The organism is Mycolicibacter terrae (assembly GCF_010727125.1).
Taxonomy (GTDB): Bacteria; Actinomycetota; Actinomycetes; order Mycobacteriales; family Mycobacteriaceae; genus Mycobacterium; species Mycobacterium terrae.
The window spans coordinates 759777-775320 of sequence record NZ_AP022564.1; the positions used below are offsets into that span (position 1 = coordinate 759777).

The 15544-nt window shown below is 68.1% G+C and carries 13 protein-coding genes; 10 read left to right on the plus strand and 3 right to left on the minus strand.

All coding sequences use genetic code 11. The features are described 5' to 3' along the window. Positions 1 to 16 precede the first annotated feature (16 nt). Positions 17 to 1249: a serine hydrolase domain-containing protein gene (locus G6N23_RS03730; protein WP_085261369.1), complete on the minus strand. Its 1233-nt coding sequence runs from the start codon at positions 1247 to 1249 to the stop codon at positions 17 to 19. 221 nt (positions 1250 to 1470) lie between these two features. Here G6N23_RS03730 and G6N23_RS03735 point away from each other — a divergent pair, with 221 nt between their 5' ends. Further along, positions 1471 to 2916 (plus strand): alkaline phosphatase family protein, encoded by a 1446-nt coding sequence (locus G6N23_RS03735; RefSeq protein ID WP_085261368.1) that lies wholly within the window; start codon positions 1471 to 1473, stop codon positions 2914 to 2916. Between the two features lie 9 nt (positions 2917 to 2925). On the opposite strand, the gene G6N23_RS03740 is transcribed toward G6N23_RS03735, so the two are convergent. Further along, positions 2926 to 3867: a class I SAM-dependent methyltransferase gene (locus G6N23_RS03740; RefSeq protein ID WP_085261367.1), complete on the minus strand. Its 942-nt coding sequence runs from the start codon at positions 3865 to 3867 to the stop codon at positions 2926 to 2928. Next, a complete protein-coding gene (locus tag G6N23_RS03745; protein WP_085261366.1) occupies positions 3867 to 4823 on the minus strand; it encodes a class I SAM-dependent methyltransferase in 957 nt (318 codons plus the stop codon). The genes G6N23_RS03740 and G6N23_RS03745 overlap by 1 nt, the downstream gene beginning before the upstream one ends. Positions 4824 to 5149: 326 nt before the next feature. Here G6N23_RS03745 and secY point away from each other — a divergent pair, with 326 nt between their 5' ends. From secY to G6N23_RS03790, 9 genes are all read left to right on the plus strand, one after another. Beyond that, positions 5150 to 6481 carry a preprotein translocase subunit SecY gene (gene secY, locus G6N23_RS03750; protein ID WP_085261365.1) on the plus strand — a complete coding sequence of 444 codons (1332 nt, stop codon included), beginning with the start codon at positions 5150 to 5152 and terminating at the stop codon, positions 6479 to 6481. Further along, positions 6478 to 7029, plus strand: coding sequence for an adenylate kinase (locus tag G6N23_RS03755; protein ID WP_085261364.1), 552 nt, complete (start codon positions 6478 to 6480; stop codon positions 7027 to 7029). Before secY ends, G6N23_RS03755 begins: the two co-directional genes overlap by 4 nt. A 57-nt stretch (positions 7030 to 7086) precedes the next feature. Further along, entirely contained in the window at positions 7087 to 7818 is a 732-nt protein-coding gene (map, locus tag G6N23_RS03760) for a type I methionyl aminopeptidase (protein ID WP_234808647.1), read from the plus strand. A gap of 105 nt (positions 7819 to 7923) precedes the next feature. Then, the gene (locus G6N23_RS03765) at positions 7924 to 9603 is read left to right on the plus strand and encodes a thiamine pyrophosphate-binding protein (protein ID WP_085261362.1); all 1680 of its coding nucleotides are present in this window, start codon (positions 7924 to 7926) and stop codon (positions 9601 to 9603) included. Beyond that, a complete protein-coding gene (locus G6N23_RS03770) occupies positions 9584 to 10255 on the plus strand; it encodes an SRPBCC family protein (RefSeq protein WP_085261361.1) in 672 nt (223 codons plus the stop codon). The genes G6N23_RS03765 and G6N23_RS03770 overlap by 20 nt, the downstream gene beginning before the upstream one ends. Further along, complete coding sequence (locus G6N23_RS03775; protein WP_095174008.1) at positions 10243 to 11265, plus strand: 3-oxoacyl-ACP synthase III family protein; 1023 nt, start codon at positions 10243 to 10245, stop codon at positions 11263 to 11265. The genes G6N23_RS03770 and G6N23_RS03775 overlap by 13 nt, the downstream gene beginning before the upstream one ends. Continuing rightward, positions 11265 to 12305, plus strand: a complete 1041-nt coding sequence (locus G6N23_RS03780; protein ID WP_085261360.1) for a pyridoxal phosphate-dependent aminotransferase — start codon at positions 11265 to 11267, stop codon at positions 12303 to 12305. The genes G6N23_RS03775 and G6N23_RS03780 overlap by 1 nt, the downstream gene beginning before the upstream one ends. Beyond that, on the plus strand, positions 12302 to 13051 hold the full coding sequence (locus G6N23_RS03785) for an ABC transporter ATP-binding protein (protein WP_372509037.1): 750 nt from the start codon (positions 12302 to 12304) through the stop codon (positions 13049 to 13051). Before G6N23_RS03780 ends, G6N23_RS03785 begins: the two co-directional genes overlap by 4 nt. Positions 13052 to 13137: 86 nt before the next feature. Beyond that, entirely contained in the window at positions 13138 to 15531 is a 2394-nt protein-coding gene (locus tag G6N23_RS03790) for an ABC transporter permease (RefSeq protein ID WP_085261385.1), read from the plus strand. The last annotated feature ends 13 nt before the right edge of the window (positions 15532 to 15544 follow it).

Genomic DNA, 15544 nt, shown 5'->3' on the forward strand with positions numbered 1-15544 from the left:
CCGCCATCAGACAAGGTCAGGTCTGGGGTCTGGCGCCCAGCACGTCGCGGAACAGCGCCTGACGCAGTGCGAGTTCACGAGGATCGCTGTAGAGGTGAAAGCCGAGGCGGTTCATCACGTAGGAGAAGCCGATACCGGTATCGGGATCGGCGAACCCGAGCGATCCGCCGAAACCCGGTGTGCCGTAAGCCTTATCGGACGAGCCGAAGACAGCGCCGAACGCCGGTTTTGACAGCCCCAGCGCGAAGCGGGTCTTGACGCCCAGCACCTTGTCGCGTTCACCGAGGCGCGGTGGCGTCGGCGTCACGGTGAGTGCATCGCGCACGACGGAGCTCAGGGGCAGCGCGGGGTCTGCGGTTGCCGCGGCGCCGTAGAGGCGTGCGATCGCCGAGGCGGTGCCGATCCCGTTGGCCGAGGGGATCTCGATCGCGCGCACTTCTTCGCGGTTGTAGTCACCGTCCCACGGAGCGACGTCGCTGGGAAGGCACCCCGCGCGGGCCAGCAGACCGACCGGGTTGAACGAGGCGGCGACCATGCGCATCGGCATCACCTTGAGGTGCAGCAGCGACTCGGCCCGCTTCCAGTGATGTAACAGCGCCACCCGGTCGCGCGACAGTGAAGTCGGCAGACCGATGTAGAAGTCCAGTCCGAGGGGCCCGGCGATCTCCTCGGCGAGAAACCGGCCCAGGGTACGGCCGGCCGGGTCGGTGCGACGGATCAGCTCGGACTCATACCAGCCGAGCGTGATCGCGTGATAGCCGTGGCGGGCGCCGGGCGGCCAAATCGGCCGCTGCGCGGCGAGTATCGGCGCCAGCCGTTCCGGGTCGGCGACATCGGCCAGGGTGGGTGCCGGCTTGAGCACACACAAGCCGGCCTGATGGCAGAGCAGTTGGCGGACCGTGATGTCGTCCTTGCCGGCCTGGGCGAACTCCGGCCAGTGTTCGGCCACTTTGTCGTCGTAGCCGAACAGTCCGCGCGACACCGCCAATGCCACGGCCAGGGCCGCCACACCCTTGGTGGTGGAGAAGACGTTGACCAGGGTGTCCTGCTGCCAGGGCTGCATGGTGACGCCATCGCGGTAGCCGCCCCACAGGTCGACGACTTTGATGCCGTCGCGATACACCGCGACCGCGGCGCCCACCTCGCGGCCGCCGGCGAAATTGGCGCGGAACGCGTCGGCGACCTTGCCGTAGCCCTCGGCGACGCCACCGTCGATCAGGTCCGGCGGAACCTTAACTTTGAGCACCATCGGTGCGGTTATACCGTGGCACGGCGCTCGGCTGTGGTCGAACCGCGATTTCGCCCCCGACCGGGGAGAAGACCGCCGTCGCGCGGCCGGTAGCCTCTAGTGTTTCTTCAACGCCGATATAGAGAAAATTAGCGCACTCGTGGAAGAACCTGAGTTTTCGCTGGGGTATCTGTTAGTATCGCCGCCAGTTGGCTGGCCGAACTTCGACGAGGGAAACGATCGTGACATCAATCAAGAAGTTTCTGTGTGGTACGGCCGTCGTCGGCATGGTTGCCGGAACGGGGGCGGCGATCGGGGCGCCGATCGGCTATGTGGGTCCGTCCGCGCTGGACTGGCTGCTGGCCGCCGAGCACGTCCTGCTGATCGGCACCGACGGCACCAACCTCGACAAGATCCTGCAGTACGCCTACGGCGACGACAGCGGGTTCAAGACGGCGATGGACCAGGGCATCACCGGAGCCGCAACCGAGGTCAACCACACCACGATCTCCGGCCCGTCGTGGTCGACGATCCTCACCGGCGTGTGGGACGACAAGCACGGTGTGTTCAACAACGTGTTCAACCCCCAGCCTTACGACCAGTGGCCGACGGTGTTCAACCTGCTCGAGGCCCACGACCCGAACATCAACACCTCGGTGATCGCCGACTGGGACTACATCAACGACATCGGCGCTGCGGGCGCCTTCCCGGCCGACAACAACCTCTTCATCCCCTTCCAGGACAGCTGGGCCGACACCGACGCGGAGGTCACCGCACAAACCATCGCCCAGATCCTGGCTACCAAGGACAACCCGCTCGACATCTCGAGCTTCCTGTTCTCCTACCAGGTGCAGGTCGACGAGGCTGGGCACTCGTTCGGCGGCGGGTCCGAGGAATACGCGCAGGCCGTCATGAATGTCGGAGCCAACATCCAACAGATCCTGGCCGCGGTAGCCGAGGCCAGGGCGGAAACCGGCGACGAATGGTCGATCATCATCACCACCGACCACGGCCACCAGCAGTCGCTGGGCTTCGGGCACGGCTTCCAGTCGCCCAACGAGACGACGCAGTTCGTCATCTTCGACCAAGGCGGCGACTCCGCCACCGACGGCAGCCAGAATCTGAACTACTCGATCGCCGACATCACGCCGACGATCCTGGCGCTGCTCGGAGCCCCGATGCGGTCGGATTTCGACGGCAGCCCGATGTATCTCGACCCGAGCATCGTGGACAGCACCGTCGCCCCCGACGATCTCAAGCAGGCACTGCTGTCGGCGATCGCGATGTACGGCTACCCGAATATCGGCAACGACATCACCCTGGCGATCCGTACGGTCGTCGGCACCATCCCCTACTTTCTCAACGGCGTGGTCAACGACATCGACAAGTTCCTGCAGACGATCGTCGACCAGGACATCTTCTTGATCAGTGGACTGGCCGAATTCGCCCAGCAGATCAACGACTTCGTCGGCGGTCTGGTGGTGGACACCACCCAACTGATGGCCAAGGGTGTTGCACTGCTGACCGGATCCGGAGTCATCGCGCCGACCGACCCGCCGCTGTCGGGTTCGGCGGAGTTCTCCGAACTGCCGGGACTGCTCGCCGCGGACCACAACATCTTCGCGCCGGACGGGCTCTTCGGTGGCTTCGACCTGTCGTGGCTCGACGGCAGCGAACTGGTGGCCTGACTCAGCACGCTAGGTGCGAACGGCCTCGATCGCGACCGAATTGCGCAGCCGCGCCACGACTTCGGCGTCGTCGGGAAAGCTGCGTCCATAGGCTGCGAAAACTTCAGTCCGGGTGCGACTGCTGACCTGCCAGCCCTGCTCGGTCAGGTAGTCGCCGGCGGGCCGCCGCTCGCCGGCGTAGACCAGGTCGGCGATGTCGAGATCCAGGCCCTGGTCGGCGAAGCGCCTGCCCATCGACTGGTTCGAATCGGTGAGTGCTGCCGCGCCGTCGGGGTGATATTCGGTGGCCAGCCGGCTGCCCGGCGCGCTCAACGCGGTGATGTTGTCGAACAATCGATCCTGCGCCTCCGGCGGCAGATAGATGAGCAGACCCTCCGCGCTCCACGCGGTCGGTTTCTTCTCGTCGAAACCGCTGCGGCGCAAGGCCGCCGGCCAATCATCGCGCAGGTCGACGGCCACGGTCCGGCGATGCGCTGTGGGCTCGGCGCCGAATTCAGCCAGCGTGCGGGACTTGAACTCGATCACCTCCGGCTGGTCGATCTCGTAGACGACGCTGCCCTCCGGCCAAGCCAGCCGATAGGCCCGCGAATCCAGTCCGGAGGCCAAGATGACCGCCTGCCGGATGCCCGCGCCCGCGGCTGTGTCGGTCCAAGCGTCGACGAAGAAGTCGTCGAAGAACCGGGTGCGCACCGCCATCACCTCGGTCATCGGCCGGGCGGTGGCCTCGGCGTCCTGGGCCACCGCGGGTTCCAGCTCGCCGTCGAGCAGCCGGTTGAAGAAGTCGATCCCGACCGCGCGCACCAGCGGCGCGGCGAACGGGTCGTCGATCAGCGCGTCGGGTTCCCGGCTGGCCAATGCGCGGGCGACCGCGACCATCGTCGCAGTCGTGCCCACACTGGACGCCAGATCCCAGCTGTCCCCGGCAGATCGTGCGCCACCGCTGCGTGCCATCAGCGCCCTCCTCCCAGGACCGCGCTGACATAGGTCAGCCCGCTGTAACCTTCAGCTTCCTCGATCGGCGGCAGCCCGTGTTCGGCGAACAGCTCGTTGATGCTGTGGCTGTTGAGCCGCCATCCGCGCTCGGCGAGGTAGGTGGCGGCGTCATTGCGATCACCGAAGTAGACCAACTCGGTGAGGTCGAGGTCGAGGCCGTGGCTGCGCATCCGCTCGGCGGCCTCCCGCATGCGCCGGCGGGCGGCGTCCTCGTCGCCGGGGTCCAGCGGAGGTGTGCTCTCGATGGCGAACCTGCTGCCCGGCGCCGACAGCGCGGTGACGGTGTCCAGCAACCGGTCCTGCGCATCGGCCGGCAGGTAGGCGAGCAGTCCCTCCGCGCTCCATGCGGTCGGCACGGACGAGTCGAAACCCGCGGCGTGCAGCGCGGCCGGCCAGTCGTCACGCAGGTCGACGGCGACCGTCCGACGATCGGCGGCGGGCCGGGCGCCCTGGGCGGCCAGCACCCGGGTCTTGAACTCGATCACGTCGGGTTGGTCGATCTCGAAGACGGTGGTGCCTGCCGGCCAGTCGAGCCGGTAGGCGCGGGCGTCCAGCCCGGATGCCAGGATGACGGCCTGCCGGATACCCGCTGTGTCGTCGCTGCAAGCGGTGAGGAAGAACTCGTCGAAGAATCGGGTGCGCACGGCCATGTTGTCGGACATCCGCGAGAGCGTCATCGCCCCGTCCTCGCCCTCGCCGTCGCCGAAGTCGGCCGGGCTGAGCTCGCCGCTGGCCAGCTTGCTGAACAGCTCCACGCCCACCGCGCGCACCAGGGGCTCGGCGTAGGGGTCGCTGATCAGCGGCCGGGCGGTGCCGTTTCCGCGGCTCGCCACCGCGCGGCCCACCGCCACCATGGTCGCGGTGGCGCCCACACTGGAGGCCAGGTCCCAGCTGTCGTTGTCTGTGCGTGCCATCGTGTGAACTCTCCTATCGTTACCGGCGACGCATCGTCACCGCGACGCACCGCCGGAAATTAATTAGCTGATTTAACGAGCTGCCGCCGACTGTACGCCCGGCGGCTGTCGGTTCGCTGACAGCGCCTCCCTGTGGCTGCCCGGCCCGCTGCGCTGAGCTGTTAGTCTCGTAGACTGCTGACGCGCCGGAAGACGCGCATGGCCGCTTCACGACCGGTCGGCGCGTCGACGCGAAAGCGCAGGACTACCCCAGGACTAACCGGGGCTGGAACAAACCAGCCCATTGGCACGCCGCGACCGGACCTCGGCTGCGCAGGAGGAGAAGAGTGTTCTCGGCTTTCATCTCGTCACTGCGGACGGTCGACCTGAGGCGCAAGATCCTGTTCGCCCTGGGCATCATCGTCATTTACCGGCTCGGAGCGGCCATCCCGTCGCCCGGCGTCGACTACCAGAACGTGCAGCAGTGCATCAAGGAGGTCAGCGGCGGCGACGCGGCGCAGGTCTACTCGCTGATCAACCTGTTCTCCGGCGGTGCGTTGCTGCAGTTGACGGTGTTCGCCATCGGCGTGATGCCCTATATCACCGCCAGCATCATCGTGCAGCTGTTGACCGTGGTCATCCCGCGCTTCGAGGAGTTGCGCAAAGAGGGTCAGTCCGGCCAGAACAAGATGACCCAGTACACCCGCTACCTGACGGTGGCGCTGGCGGTGCTGCAGGCGACCAGCATCGTGGCGCTGGCCGCCAACGGCGGGCTGCTGCAGTCCTGCAGCCTGCGCCACGACATCATCGCCGACCACAGCATCTTCACCCTGGTCGTCATCGTGCTGGTGATGACCGCCGGAGCGGTGCTGGTGATGTGGCTGGGTGAGCTGATCACCGAGCGCGGTATCGGTAACGGCATGTCGCTGCTGATCTTCGTCGGTATCGCCGCTCGTATCCCGATCGAGGGCAAGACCATCCTGGACTCCCGCGGCGGCCTGGTGTTCACCATGGTCTGCCTGGCCGCGCTGGTCATCGTCGTCGGCGTGGTCTTCGTCGAGCAGGGCCAACGCCGAATCCCGGTGCAGTACGCCAAACGCATGGTCGGCCGGCGCATGTACGGCGGCACCTCGACCTACCTGCCGCTCAAGGTCAACCAGGCCGGCGTCATCCCGGTCATCTTCGCCTCGTCGCTGATCTACATCCCCCAGCTGGTCACCCAGCTGGTCCGCAGTGGCAACGGCGGCGTCGGCACCAGCTGGTGGGACAAGGCCGTCAGCACTTACCTGTCGGATCCGTCCAACCTGGTCTACATCGGCGTGTACTTCGGCCTGATCATCTTCTTCACCTACTTCTACGTGTCGATCACGTTCAACCCCGACGAGCGCGCCGACGAGATGAAGAAGTTCGGCGGCTTCATTCCGGGCATCCGGCCGGGACGCCCGACCGCGGACTACCTGCGTTTCGTGCTCAACCGGATCACCCTGCCGGGCTCGATCTACCTCGGGGTGATCTCCGTGCTGCCCAACCTGTTCCTGCAGATGGGCAACTCCGGGACGGTCCAGAACCTGCCGTTCGGTGGTACCGCGGTGCTGATCATGATCGGCGTCGGTCTTGACACGGTCAAGCAGATCGAGAGCCAGCTCATGCAGCGCAACTACGAAGGGTTCCTCAAGTGAGAGTCATCCTGCTGGGACCGCCCGGGGCGGGCAAGGGCACCCAGGCCATTAAACTGGCCCAGGAGCTGGGCGTCCCGCAGATCTCCACCGGGGACCTGTTCCGCAGCAACATCGCGCAGGGCACCGAGCTGGGCCGCAAGGCCAAGGGATACCTCGACGCCGGGGATCTGGTGCCCTCCGAGCTGACCAACGCGCTGGTCGCCGACCGCATCGACGACGAGGACGCCGCCAAGGGCTTCATCCTCGACGGCTACCCCCGCTCGGTGGAGCAGGCCCAGGCCCTGCACGACATGCTGGAGGCCCGCAACACCAAGCTGGACGCGGTACTGGAGCTGCGGGTCAGCGAGGACGAGCTGCTCGCCCGGCTGCGGGAGCGGGGCCGCGCCGATGACACCGCCGAGGTCATCCACAACCGGATGATCGTCTACCGCGAGGAGACGGCGCCGCTGCTGGACTTCTACCAGCACGAGCACGACCTGCATGTCGTGGACGCGCTGGGCACCGTCGACGAGGTCTTCGGTCGCCTGTTGCACGCCCTGGGACGCTAAGTGATCGGGTGGGCGAAGCGGCGGGTGCCGCATCGCAGCCCGGGGGAGCTCGACGCGATGGCCGCGGCCGGCGCCGTCGTCGCCGCGGCCCTGAAGGCGGTGCGTGCGGCCGCTGCCGCCGGGGTCTCGACGGGGGAGCTGGACGAGGTCGCCGAGTCGGTGATCCGGGAGGCGGGCGCCACGCCGTCGTTCCTCGGCTATCACGGTTTCCCCGCGTCGATCTGCAGTTCGGTGAACGACCGTGTGGTGCACGGCATCCCATCGTCGACCGAGGTGCTGGCGGAGGGTGATCTGGTGTCCATCGACTGCGGTGCGATCCTGGACGGTTGGCACGGCGACGCGGCGGTCACCTTCGGTGTCGGCAAGCTGACACCGGCCGACGAGAACCTGTCGGCCGCGACCCGGCAGGCGATGGAGGCCGGGATCGCGGCGATGGTCCCGGGCAACCGGCTCAGCGACGTCTCGCACGCCATCGAAACAGGTGCCCGCGCCGCGTCGGCGGAGTTCCGCCGCTCGTTCGGCATCGTCGCCGGCTATGGCGGCCACGGTATCGGCCGCCAGATGCACATGGACCCGTTCCTGCCCAACGAGGGATCGCCGGGCCGCGGGCCGCTGCTGGTGGCCGGATCGGTGCTGGCGATCGAACCGATGCTGACCCTGGGCACCGACCAGACCGTCATCCTCGACGACGAGTGGACGGTCGTCACCGCCGACGGGTCGCGCGCCGCGCACTGGGAACACACCGTCGCGGTGACCGACGACGGGCCCCGCATCCTGACGGCGGTCTAGCGCCGCAACCCCCGCCCTGTCGGCAGCGCTGCGCTGCCGGCGGGTGAACCGAAGCACTACCCGCATCGTTTAACCAGACATCATCGTCGTGGGTTAGGTGGGCGGATGGCGGGGCAGCACCGGGTGGTCGATCACATCCTCGAAGGCCTCGCCGGCATCGGCGTCGGCCATATCTTCGGTGTCGACGGCGCAAATATCGAGGACCTCTACGATGCCGCGCACTGCCACCCCCGGATCACCGCGGTCGTGGCCAAACACGAATTCTCGGCGGCAACCATGGCCGACGGATACAGCCGCAGCGGGGCGGGGTTGGGCGTGGTCGCGGCAACGTCGGGCGGGGGCGCGTTGAACCTTGTTCCCGGGCTCGCGGAATCGTTGGCGAGCCGGGTGCCGGTGTTGGCATTGGTGGGCCAGCCTCCGGCGGCGATGGACGGCCGGGGCAGCTTTCAGGACATCAGCGGCCGCAACGGATCGCTGGACGCCGAGACGCTGTTCTCCGCGGTGTCGGTGTTCTGCCGACGGATAGGCACGCCCGGCGAGATCGTCGGGGCGTTGCGCAGCGCGGTCGCCGCGGCGCGCACCGGAGGGCCGGCAGTGTTGTTGTTACCCAAGGACGTCCAGCAGGCCCGCGTGGTCTACGACAGGCCTGTGAACGGCCATGGTGGCGCTGGTTCGGCGCCGGCCGGACCCGGTGACCCGCACCCGGTTCTGCGCGCCCTGCGCGGTGCCGATGGGCCGGTCGTCATCATCGCCGGCGAGCAGATTGCCCGTGACGACGCCCGTGCTGAACTGCAGGCGCTGGCGGGGTTGCTCGGAGCGCAGGTGGCCTGTGTTCCCGACGCCAAAGACGTCGGCGGCCCGGGTTCACACGCGCTCACCGGAGTGGTCGGGCATCCCGGTGTGGCGGATTTGTTGGCGGCCAGCGCGGTGTGCCTGGTGGTGGGCACCCGGTTGCCCGTCACCGCCCGCAGCGGGATGGACGCCGCGCTGGAATCAGTTCGGATGGTCTCGATCGGTTCGGCTCCGCCGTACCTGCCCTGCACGCACGTGCACTCCGATGATCTGCGCGTGTCGCTGACCGCCCTGGCGCACGGTCTTCGCCGGCAGCGGCCTCTCGGGCTGCGGGCCCCGGATCGGTTGCGGCGCGGCGAACTTGAACCGCCGCGACACCGCGGCCCCGGCGTGCGCTACCGCGACGCGATGCGAGTACTGGACACCGTTGTGCCGCCCGGTGTGGACATCGTCGTCGACGCCGGTAACACCGGCGCGTCCGCATTGCACTACCTGCCGGTGCGCCGCGACGGGAGGTTCATCGTCGCGCTCGGCATGGGCGGGATGGGGTACAGCTTCGGGGCCGGCATCGGGATGGCGTTCGGCCGGGCCCGGCGCACCGTGGTGATCGCCGGCGACGGTGCGTTTTTCATGCACGGCATGGAGATCCACACCGCGCTTCAGTATCGGCTGCCGATCACCTTCGTGTTGTTCAACAACAACGCCCACGCCATGTGTGTGACGCGCGAACAACTGTTCTACGGCGACCTGTACAGCTACAACCGATTCCGGCCCAGCGTGCTGGGCGCCGGATTGGGTGCGATGTTTCCCGGCCTGCCGGCCGCCGATGTCAACCAGGCCGGCGAACTGTCGGCGGCGCTGGACTCCGCGCTGAACGTCGACGGCCCGTCGGTGGTCAGCATCGGGTGTTCCGCCGACGAGATCCCCCCGTTCGCACCGTTTTTGACCGCCCCCGTGCTCAAGGAGGATGGCTATGTCACTGCCCGCGCTTGACGACATCACCGAACCGCTCGACGGGCTGATCCGCATCGAGACGTCGCCACGAGAACAGGCCACTCCGATCATCATGGAGATGATGCGCTCGGTCTACCCGCACGACGAAGTGTTCGGTGAGTTCTGCACGGTCAACAGCTATATCGACTGTCCGCCTGACGAATTGTTCGATTACCTGGCCGACACTCGCAGCCTGGAGGAGTGGACCTACAGCCTGCGTGGTTTCACCACTACCGACGAGCCGGGTCTGTGGCTGGCCCACGACCGGCTCGGCGCCGGGACCGGCGCGGGGGCCGGCGAGGGGACCGAGATCTACACCCGTACGGTCGCCGAAGCCGGCGCGCGAACGGTCGACTACCACTGCGCATGGGATCAGGGCAAACACCTGTGGATGATCTACCTGATGCGGGTGCTCGACGCCCAGGTGGTGTTCGACAGGCCCGGCTCGGTGGTGCTGTGGACCAATTGCCACCACCCGTTCTACGACGAGAACCCCTACCCGGAGACCGCTCCGCCGCAGCGGCCGGTCTGGGTCGGCGATTTCTGGGACATGTTCGGCGCCGGCCACCTGCTGGAACTGAAGAACCTCAAGGCGATTGCCGAATACCGGCACCGCAACGGGCTGCCCGTGACACCGGTGTGGATGCGATGACGCCGGTCAGTCTCACCGACATCTCCAGCTACTTGCCCGGCGAACCGATCGGCGCCGATTTCTACGCCCAGTTCGCCGCCACCGATGAGCTGCGCGAGAGTGTGATGTTCCGCGCACCGCGGTGGCGTCACCACGTCGGTCCCGACGAGAGCGCGATCGACATGATCGAACGTGCCACCGCCGGCCTGATCGAACGGCACGGCCGGGATGTCCTGACCGGGGTCGACGTGTTGATCACCCATACCCAGATGCCGGATGTGCCGTTCTACGGTGCGGGCGCGGGCGTGGCGCACCGGCTGGGTATGCGACCCCGCTGGGTGCTCGACCTGCACAACGGTGGCTGCGCGGTGTTCGTGCTGGCACTGAAGTTGGCTCGTCAACTGCTGACGTCGGGCGAAGGGCGCACCGCGCTGATCGCCATCGCCCAGAACGCGGCGGGTCAGGTGTTCGACCAGCCGAGCGTGCGGAGTCGGGCGCAGGCCGCGGTCCCCGGTGACGGCGCAGCGGTGGGCCTGGTCACGCTGTCCGACGAGTCGCCCATCCTCGATGTCGAGTGCCGCAGCTACGGCGAGTACGCCGGCGAGATGACGATCACCTCCGACCCGCCACGCAAGTGGTGGCAGGCCGGGCCGGGCGAGGCGTGCATCGCGTTCACCGAGGCCAAGATCACCAAGGTGCTGGCCCGGGGCAACCGTCTGGTCCCCGAGGTGGCGCTGGCGGTATGCGACCGAATCGGTGTGAAACCCAACGACATCGACCTGCTGGTCACCAACCAGCCCAACCGGGTCTTCCTGCGCAACTGGCGCGAGGCGCTGGAGCTGCCACCCCAGCGACACCGCGACACGTTCGATGAATGCGGGAACCTCTTCGGCGCCGCGATCCCGATCAACATGGAACGCGCGATATCCGAGGGTCAGGTAGCACCGGGCGACGTGATTATGATGGCGGGCTTCGCGCACGCCGGCGACTTCGCCGGTGCGGCTGCGGTGCGCTGGGGCGGACGCCGATGATGTCCCCGACGGCCTTCGGGAATCCGGTCAACGCCGACGTGCTCGAGTCGGTGCCGGCTGCCGTCGATCCGCTTGCGTTGTCTCTCAACGAGAACCCCTTCTCGCCGTTGCCGGCCGTGCGCTCGGCACTGCATCACGCGATGGGCGCCGTCAATCGCTATCCGGAGTTTCTGCCCGACAAGCTGCGCGCAATGGTCGCGAACCACATCGGGGTCGACGCCGGACAGGTGGCACTCGGGTCGGGAGCAACCGGAGTGGCGATGCAGGTGCTGCAGACGTTCACCCGGCCCGGGGACCGGATCGTGTTGAGCGACCCGACTTTCGACGGTTTCCCGATCATGGCACGGATGGCCGGACTGGCATCGATCCCGATTCCACTCGACCCGCACGGGCATGATGACCTCCCGGCGATGGCGGACGCCGCGGTGGGCGCCCGCGTTGTCGTGTTGTGCCGGCCGCACAACCCGACGGGCACGTTGGCGCCGATCGCCGACGTCGAGCGGTTCCTGCGCCGACTGCCCGTCGACACCATCGTGCTGTTCGACGAGGCCTATATCGAGTTCGTCGCCCCCCAGTACCGCATCGGTGGACCGGATCTGGTTCGACGATTTCCGAATGTCGTCGTGCTGCGCACCTTCTCCAAAGCCTACGGTCTGGCGGGCTTACGAATCGGGTACGGATTCGGCGCACCGGAGTTCGCCGATCGGTTGTGGGCCCTGCAACTGCCGTTCGCTACGGGTATCTGCAGCGCGGTCGCGGTGGCAGCCTCCTACGAAGCCGAAGACCAATTGCGGCAACGGACCCTGCGTATCGCAGGCGAGCGGGCGTACTTGAGCAGGCGGCTGCGTGCGATGGGCGTCTACACCACCGATGGGCACGCGAACTTCGTCTATCTGCCCGGCGCCGGACGGCCGTGGCGGGAGATGCTGGACACGGTCGGCGTCAAGGCGCGTCATTTCCCCGGCGGCGGGGTGCGGATCACCATCGGCAGCCGAGAGTCCAGCCGAGCGGTACTGGCCGCGATAGGCGCAGGCACATGACTGGTGAACACCTCGGTACCCGACCGCGGGCACTGACCGTCGAACTTCGCGATGTGGTGCGCGAGTACCGGGTCGGCGGTCACACCGTGCGGGCCCTGAACAGCATCAACCTGCGGTTGCGGGGCGGGCAGTTCGTCTCGATCATCGGGCCGTCCGGGGCCGGCAAGAGCACCTTGTTGCATCTGCTCGGCGCGCTGGATTCCCCGGACACCGGATCGATCAGGTTCGGCGGCGAGGAGATCGGCCGGCTCGACGATGCTGCGCGGTCGGCATTTCGCCATCACCGGGTGGGCTTCGTCTTTCAGTTCTTCAACCTGCTGCCGACCCTGTCGGCGTGGGAGAACGTCGCCGTACCCAAACTTCTCGCCGACGTGCGGCTGAGCAAGGCCAAACCGGAAGCGCTACGGCTGCTGGAGCGGGTCGGGCTCGATCACCGGACCGAACATCGGCCGGCGGAGTTGTCCGGCGGCCAGATGCAGCGCGTCGCGGTGGCACGGGCGTTGATGATGGACCCGGCGCTGATACTGGCCGACGAGCCGACCGGGAACCTCGATTCGGCCACCGGAGCCGCGATCCTGGCGCTGCTCGCCGACATCGCGCACGAGCCGGGCCGCCGTCGGCTGGTGGTGATGGTGACGCACAATTCGGATGCGGCGGCCGCGACCGACCGGGTGATCCGGATGCACGACGGCCGGATCCGCTACGACGGGCCGGTGATGCGGCACCGAGCGGTGGCCCGGCGGTGATCACCGCCGCGGCAAGCCGGCTACGAGTGTTCAGCCTGCGTGAGCTGGTCGTGCACCGGCGGCGCACCATCGCCACCGTCGCCGTCATGGCGGTCTCGGCCCTGTATCTGGTCGCGGTCTTCGGGATCTTCGGCTCGATCACCGGATCGGTCAACCGGTTGACCGACGGAATCGCCGGTATCGCGGCCCTGGAGGTGTCGGGCACCACCGACGCCGGGTTTCCCGACACGATCACCGCCGAGGCCGCAGCCGTCCCCGGCGTGGCGGCCGCCGCGCCGATGATCCGGACGTCGGCGGTGACGCCCGCCGGGCGGGTCCTGCTGCTCGGCGCGGACACCAGCAGCGCGGCGTTGCAGGGCGCTCTGAAAGATGCCGTCCGCGGCGCACCGATACCGGCGGCGCCCGGGGAGCCCAACGCCGTCCGGGTCGGACCCGGCGTCGGCTATCGGGACGGCCAGAGATTTCAGTTGGGCTCCGAGGTGGTCAGCGTCGCCTCGGTGCTCACCGGAAAATCGCTGGCACAGCTCAACGGCGGGCAGTACGTTTTGGCCGCACTTCCGCTGGCCCAGAACATAACCGGCCGCCCCGGCCGACTCGACTCGATCCTGCTCACCCTGAAACCGGGCGCGGATCCGGGCGCGGTCCGCGCGGCGGTCACCGCCGCCGTCGGTGGCCGGGCCATCGTCGCGGACCCGAGTCTGCGCGCCGCGCGGGCCGGTGACGGTGTGAAGCTGATGAACTACATGGCCCTGATGGGCGCCGCGGTCGCCCTGGTGGTCGGGGCGTTTTTGATCTACACCACGGTGAGCATGGCGATCACCGCGCGCCGGCCGGTCATTGCCACGCTGCGGGCGGTCGGCGGCCGGCGCGGCGTGATCGTCGGCGACATGCTGTTGGAGGCGGCGATTCTCGGTCTGATCGGCGGCGCGATCGGGTCGTGTATCGGAATCGCCGTGGGCCACAGTGCAATCGGACGGTTGCCGCCCGCCGTCACCCAGGGGCTGGAAGCTCGGGTGGAGTACTGGTTGCCGGGGTACGCCATTCCGGTCGCGCTCATCGCGACGGTGGTGGCCGGTGTCGGCGCCTCGGCGATGGCGGCGCGGCAGGTCTACAAGGTCTCTCCGATCGAGGCGTTGGCGCCGGTCGGCGTCTCCGAGGCCGACCGGGTGTCCCGACGGCTGCGGATCGCCAGCGGGGTCGGTGCCGCCGCCGGGTTCGCGGCGGCGATCCTGGTCGTGCAAAGACATGGCAGCTTCGCGTTCGCAGCGGTGGTCGTTTTGCTCGGCGCGGAGATCGCGACGGGCTTCGTGCTGCGGGGGCCGATCGTCGCCGCCACCGCCGCGACGGCGCGAGTGTTCGGATCGGTGGTGGCCGCCGCAACCATCACCCGCGCGCCGCGGCGGGTGTGGGCCACGGTGATGACCGTGCTCATCGCGGTCGTCACCAGCGTCGTGATCATGGGCACCAGCGCCGACATGATCTCGTCGGCGCGGGCGCTGTTCGTCTCGGTCGCTGACGTCGACGTCTGGGTCAGCGCCGATGCCCCCGACAGTTACCCCACCGATCGGCTGCCGGGCGACCTGGTCCACACCGTGGCCGCGGTGCCCGGTGTCGCACGCGTCGTGGAGGGCGCCTTCGGGTTCGCGGTGGTCGGCGGGACCCGGGTGATGCTGGACGGATTCGCCGCGGGAAGCGCTGATCCGCTCTATCGCGCGCTCGATCAGTCGGAGCGCGCCGCGGTGCTCGACGGCCGTGGCGTGGTGCTGACGCAGAATCTGGGCGCCGCGTTGGGCGTTCGGGCCGGCGACCGGCTGCAGCTGCAAACGCCGAGCGGCCCGCGGGAGGTGGAGGTGTTGACTCTGGTCCCGTACTTTTCGACGGTCATCGGCACCATCGGCATCGGTCTGAAGCAGGTACGCGCCTGGTTCGATGACTCGGCCCTGACGGTCTTACAGATCACCGCGAAGCCGGGCACGGATCGTCGACATCTGCTCGACGATGTCCGGCAGGTGGTGCCCGTCCAACACCACGTCTACGACGGTGCCGCGGCGCTGGCCGGACTCCAGGCCCCACTGCACCAGAGCATGTTCATCGCCAACGCGGTCTGGGGCATCGCGGCGTTGGTCGCCGCGGTCGCATTGTTCAATACGCTGACGCTGTCGGTGCTCGAGCGTCGCCGCGAGATCGGTGTGCTGCGTGCGATGGGGGCCGGCCGCCGGTTCACGGTGCGGATGGTGCTGGCCGAGGCGGCCGGAATCGGGGTCGTCGGCGGGGTGTGCGGTCTGGTGTTCGGGCTGATCGATCAGTGGCTGTACAGCGTGGCCAGTGCCGACATCATGAACTTCGACGTCACCTTCCGGCCCGGCCCGATGCCGGTCGCCTGTGCTGCCGGCGCGGTACTGGTCTGCCTGCTCGGCGCCCTGGCACCGGCGCGACGCGCGGTGCGGCTGAACATTATCGAGGCCGTCGGCGTCGAATAGCCGGCCGTGTCGG

What these genes read in the sequence shown, in the direction of transcription:
- G6N23_RS03730 (WP_085261369.1), bottom strand. Translation starts at nt 1,249, where the DNA reads ATGGTGCTCAAAGTTAAGGTTCCGCCGGACCTGATCGACGGTGGCGTC.
- G6N23_RS03740 (WP_085261367.1), bottom strand. Translation starts at nt 3,867, where the DNA reads ATGGCACGCAGCGGTGGCGCACGATCTGCCGGGGACAGCTGGGATCTG.
- G6N23_RS03745 (WP_085261366.1), bottom strand. Translation starts at nt 4,823, where the DNA reads ATGGCACGCACAGACAACGACAGCTGGGACCTGGCCTCCAGTGTGGGC.
- map (WP_234808647.1), top strand. Translation starts at nt 7,087, where the DNA reads ATGGCCGCGGCCGGCGCCGTCGTCGCCGCGGCCCTGAAGGCGGTGCGT.
- G6N23_RS03765 (WP_085261362.1), top strand. Translation starts at nt 7,924, where the DNA reads ATGGCGGGGCAGCACCGGGTGGTCGATCACATCCTCGAAGGCCTCGCC.
- G6N23_RS03770 (WP_085261361.1), top strand. Translation starts at nt 9,584, where the DNA reads ATGTCACTGCCCGCGCTTGACGACATCACCGAACCGCTCGACGGGCTG.
- G6N23_RS03780 (WP_085261360.1), top strand. Translation starts at nt 11,265, where the DNA reads ATGTCCCCGACGGCCTTCGGGAATCCGGTCAACGCCGACGTGCTCGAG.
- G6N23_RS03785 (WP_372509037.1), top strand. Translation starts at nt 12,302, where the DNA reads ATGACTGGTGAACACCTCGGTACCCGACCGCGGGCACTGACCGTCGAA.
- G6N23_RS03790 (WP_085261385.1), top strand. Translation starts at nt 13,138, where the DNA reads ATGGCGGTCTCGGCCCTGTATCTGGTCGCGGTCTTCGGGATCTTCGGC.